The following is a 2,585-nucleotide window of genomic DNA, read 5'->3' on the forward strand; positions in this document are numbered from 1 at the left end:
GCTGCTGCTCGATCGCGAAGCCTTTGGCCCCGGAACCGCCTATGCCGCGCCATCGCGCAGCCATTTGATGAACGGCACGGCCCGCACGATGAGCGCGTTCGAGGACGACGAGCAGCATCTCGTGCGCTGGCTTACAGACGAACCGGGTCACACGTTGATTCCGCGCTCCCGCTTCGGCGAGTACGTTCGCGACTTGCTCGACGATGCGTTGGCGCGATGCCCGACGCTCTCGCGCGAGCGCGCGCAGATCGTGGACCTCGTACCACGCGGCGGCGGCTACGAACTCGTCGATTGCGACGGACGCATGCAATACGCGGCAACCGTGGTGTTGGCGCTCGGAAATTTCGCGCCGACGGACGAAGCGCTTCCAGCATCCTTGCGTTCCCACCCCGGGTACGTTGCGAATCCCTGGCGGTTCGATGCGAGCGAGATTCGCGGCGACGTGCTGTGCGTCGGCAGCGGTCTCACCGCGATGGACGTTGCGGTAACGTTGCAAGAGCGCGGATTCACCGGGGGCCTGCACGTGCTATCGCGCCGCGGATTGGTCCCGCTCGTGGAAGATCCGTTTGCAGAGGCGCCCGATGCGGCGCGGTTCGGCCTCGATGTGACGAGTCCGTATCGGCTTTTGCGCACGATGCGCCGCGCGGCGCGGCGGGAAGCGGCGCACGGTCGCGATTGGCGTCCGATCGTCGAGTCGATTCGGGCGACGACGCCGGCAATTTGGTCCGGGTGGTCGCTTCGCGAGCGCCGGCAATTTCTGCGTCATCTCGAAGCGTACTGGTCGATTCATCGCTATCGCGTACCCGCCGCAACCGCGCGCGTCTGGGCCGATCTCGCGCGCAGCGGTCGCCTCACGCTGCATCGCGGACGCGTGACCACCGATCTCGATGTCGCGCACGTCATCAACTGCACCGGGCCGCAGAGCGATTACGCGCGCATCGACGATCCGCTGGTACGCAATCTCGTGCGGCGCGGCCTCATCGCGCCCGACGCACTTAGCATGGGCATCCGCGCGACGGCGGAGTACGCCGCCATCGGCCGCGACGGCCGCCCCTCACAATCGCTCTTCGCGATCGGCCCTCCGCTGCGCGGCGAGCGCTACGAAAGCACGGCGATCCCGGAGATTCGCCGCCAAGCCGCCGCCCTCGCCGAACACCTCGTCGCCGAACCCGCGGTCCTGACGATCGCCGGTTAAACTTGACTTCATACAACTAGCTCGATAAACTAGTTGCATGAAAACAGTAGGTGCTTTTGAGGGCAAAACCCACTTTTCGGCACTCATTCAGGCCGCCGAACGGGGCGAGACCATCGTGGTCACCAAAAAAGGGCGTCCCGTGGCGCAGATCGGTCCCGTTGCTGCGGCCACTCTGATAAAGCGATCGCCGGCGGATGCGGTTAAGAGCATTCTCGCGCGCAAGATTTGCGTCGGCATCCCCGCTCGCAAACTCATAGACGAGGGACGACGGCAATAGTGCAGTGCGTGTTGGACGCCTCGGCCACGCTATCGTGGCTCCTGGCCGACGAGCGTGACGAGGCGGCCCTGGCGATGCTGCACGCGGTCAGCACCCGAGGTGCCCTCGTGCCCGTACTATGGCGCGCCGAGTTGCAGAACGCGCTGGTTACCGCCGAGCGAAAAAATCGCCTGGCGCCGGACCAGAGTGCCGCCATGCTTGACGATCTTGCTTGCCTGCCAATTGAATTCGACCCCCGGCCGCCACCGCTCGATTTCGTAACAGAGGTTGCCCTGGCGCGGCGCTTTGAGCTCTCGGCGTACGACGCGACGTATCTCGAACTGGCATTTCGCAGAGGCGCGCCCCTATTAACGCGCGATGCTGCCCTCGCCTCGGCCGCGAGTGCGCTAGGCTTGCTCTGGAGCCCGGGGGAATGATAGGCGCATCGAACAATCGACGCCATTTAGCACCGGGGGAAAAGATGAAACGACTGAGCTTTATTTTCGCGCTCGTTTTTGGGGCGTTAGCGTATGGATTGGCCGGTGCGGTAACGATGCCGAAGCCGGCCTCGAGTTTCGACATCGGCGCGACGCACGTCGATAAATATGGCACCGGCGAACCAGCACTCATCCTTATTCCCGGACTTACCGACAGCGCGGCCGTTTGGAGCGGGACGATCGCGCGATTTGCACCGACGCATACGATCTACGCGCTGACGCTTGCGGGCTTCGGCGGAACGAAACCCACGCAATCGCCGATGATCGAAAAAGCCGTATCCGATGTCGTTTCGCTAATCGCGCAAGAGCATCTAAACAAACCGGTGGCGATCGGGCACAGCCTCGGCGGTTTCACCGTGCTGCGCATCGCGGAAGAACACAGCGATCTGCTGCGCGGCGCGATCGCCGTCGACGGCTTGCCGGTGTTTTACGGTATGGACGCGATGACCGCCGCCCAGCGATCCGCGAACGCCGCGCAAATAGCGGCGCCGCTCGCGAACCTGACGCCCGATCAACTCATGGCCGGCGCCAAAACCTACAGCGTGCCGTACATGACGCAAGCGAAAAACGTGGATACCGTGGTCGCATTCGGCAAAGGCGCCGATCCCGCCGCGACCAGCGAGTACATGACGGAGCT

Annotated in this window: 4 protein-coding genes; all 4 read left to right on the forward strand. The window is 64.1% G+C overall.

Features of this window, described 5'->3' with window-relative positions; all coding sequences use genetic code 11:
- On the forward strand, positions 1-1,195 hold a 1,195-nt coding region (locus VIG32_04805; protein ID HEY8297325.1), incomplete at its 5' end, for an FAD/NAD(P)-binding protein.
- Between the two features lie 37 nt (positions 1,196-1,232).
- A complete protein-coding gene (locus VIG32_04810; GenBank protein ID HEY8297326.1) occupies positions 1,233-1,472 on the forward strand; it encodes a type II toxin-antitoxin system prevent-host-death family antitoxin in 240 nt (79 codons plus the stop codon).
- A complete protein-coding gene (locus tag VIG32_04815) occupies positions 1,472-1,888 on the forward strand; it encodes a type II toxin-antitoxin system VapC family toxin (GenBank protein ID HEY8297327.1) in 417 nt (138 codons plus the stop codon). Before VIG32_04810 ends, VIG32_04815 begins: the two co-directional genes overlap by 1 nt.
- 44 nt (positions 1,889-1,932) lie before the next feature.
- Positions 1,933-2,585: alpha/beta fold hydrolase (locus VIG32_04820; protein HEY8297328.1), on the forward strand; the 653-nt coding region annotated here is incomplete at its 3' end.

Source organism: Candidatus Baltobacteraceae bacterium (genome assembly GCA_036559195.1).
GTDB lineage: Bacteria > Vulcanimicrobiota > Vulcanimicrobiia > Vulcanimicrobiales > Vulcanimicrobiaceae > JALYTZ01.

Coding starts and splice junctions, on each gene's coding strand:
- VIG32_04810 (HEY8297326.1), top strand. CDS start 1,233: ATGAAAACAGTAGGTGCTTTTGAGGGCAAAACCCACTTTTCGGCACTC.